Annotated in this window: 2 protein-coding genes and 1 pseudogene; all 3 read left to right on the top strand. The window is 49.7% G+C overall.

Annotated elements, in window-relative coordinates; genetic code table 11:
* Positions 1-260: pseudogene (locus DXB92_RS14210) on the top strand (phage tail protein); the annotation flags it as partial.
* A 12-nt stretch (positions 261-272) separates the two neighbouring features.
* Entirely contained in the window at positions 273-650 is a 378-nt protein-coding gene (locus tag DXB92_RS12505; RefSeq protein ID WP_117734135.1) for a hypothetical protein, read from the top strand.
* A gap of 178 nt (positions 651-828) precedes the next feature.
* Positions 829-1,667, top strand: an 839-nt coding sequence (locus DXB92_RS12500; RefSeq protein WP_117734134.1) for a phage tail tape measure protein, incomplete at its 3' end; no start/stop codon positions are given.

Below are 1,667 nucleotides of genomic sequence, written 5' to 3'. Positions count from 1 at the left end.
ATAAAATTCGTCACTGTCTGTTCTGCTGCTCTGCCTCTCGTCCGGCAACAGAATCCAGCACCATTGAGGACGAAAAGGAAGTTAAAACAGAAACGCTGTCTTTGACCGCAACAGCGTTGAACAGTGGTTTGGTAAAAACTAAAACCTGTGAGAAAACGGATGCCGAGGTTTATGAGAACTGGTATAAGGCGGTATATATGCCCAATCTGACTGCCGCTGTACAGAGTGGTAAGGCATCCGCAGCATCTGTAAAAGCGTAAGGAGGGTGCAGTATGGCAATTCAGAAGAACATCACCATTGACGGGATTGATGTGCCGTTCAAGGCAAGTGCAGCAGTTCCCAGACTGTATCGCTTGAAATTCCGCAGAGATATTTATCAGGACTTTGCAGCACTGCAAAAGTCTGTGGGAGAAAATACAGAGGAATCCTCCGCACTGGACATTGAAAGCCTTGAGGTATTTGAGAACATCGCCTATATCATGGCAAAACACGCCGATGCAGCCATTCCGGCATCACCGGATGAGTGGCTGGAACAGTTTAACACGTTCAGCATCTATGAGATCTTGCCGCAGCTGATCGACCTCTGGGGCTTGAATGTAGAAACACAGGTCAAGTCTAAAAAAAACATCGAAAAACTGACCGCCCGATGACAACGCCCCTGTTCCTTCTCCGATGTGTGCAGATCGGGCTGTCCCTCTCAGAGCTTGATCTGCTCACGATCGGAGTCGTGAATGATATGTTCACCGAACGGGAGAATGACGAATACAAATATCATATGTTAGCGGATCAGAGTGACTTTGATAAATTTTGATAAGGGGGGTGAAATTTATGGCAAACCGCATCAAAGGCATCACCGTAGAAATCGGCGGCGATACCACCAAGCTGTCCAAAGCCCTGGAAGGTGTCAATCGGGACATCAAGGGGACGCAGACACAGCTGAAAGATGTTCAGAAACTGCTGAAGCTTGATCCCACCAACACGGAACTTTTATCCCAGAAGCACAAACTGCTGGCAGATGCGGTATCTGCCACCAAAGAAAAGCTGGAAGTGCTGAAAACTGCCGCAGAACAGGCAAATACCGCTCTTGCAAACGGCGAAATTTCCCAGCAGCAGTATGATGCTCTACAGCGTGAGATCATCGAAACCGAAAACGAACTGAAACGCCTGACCACAGAAGCAAACAATTCTCACACCGCCTTGGAAAAGATGGGCGTTCTGGGAGAAACGCTGCAGTCCGCCGGAGACAAGATCTCTGGCGTGGGACAGAAACTGCTGCCAGTCACTGCCGGTGTCACGGCTCTGGGAACCATTGCCGTGAAAACTGGTGCGGATTTCGATTCTGCCATGTCAAAGGTGGCAGCGGTGTCCGGTGCGACCGGTTCAGAGATGGATGCCCTCCGGGAAAAAGCCCGTGAAATGGGCAGTAAGACAAAATTTTCAGCGAGTGAAGCTGCGGAAGCCATGAACTATATGGCGATGGCAGGCTGGAAAACCAACGATATGCTCAGCGGTATCGAAGGCATCATGAATCTTGCCGCCGCCAGTGGCGAAGATTTGGCATCTACTTCAGACATTGTCACAGACGCTCTGACCGCTTTCGGTTTGTCTGCTTCAGACAGCGGACACTTTGCGGATATTCTGGCGGCTGCAAGTTCCAATGCCAATAC

This window comes from Ruminococcus sp. OM06-36AC, from assembly GCF_003438725.1.
In the GTDB taxonomy this organism is placed as follows: domain Bacteria; phylum Bacillota; class Clostridia; order Oscillospirales; family Ruminococcaceae; genus Ruminococcus_C; species Ruminococcus_C callidus.
The sequence above is the reverse complement of the archived record's forward strand: the minus strand, read 5'-3'. Positions and strand labels throughout refer to the sequence as shown.

Excerpts from the sequence above, each read along its gene's own strand:
- DXB92_RS12505 (WP_117734135.1), top strand. The coding sequence starts at position 273 with ATGGCAATTCAGAAGAACATCACCATTGACGGGATTGATGTGCCGTTC.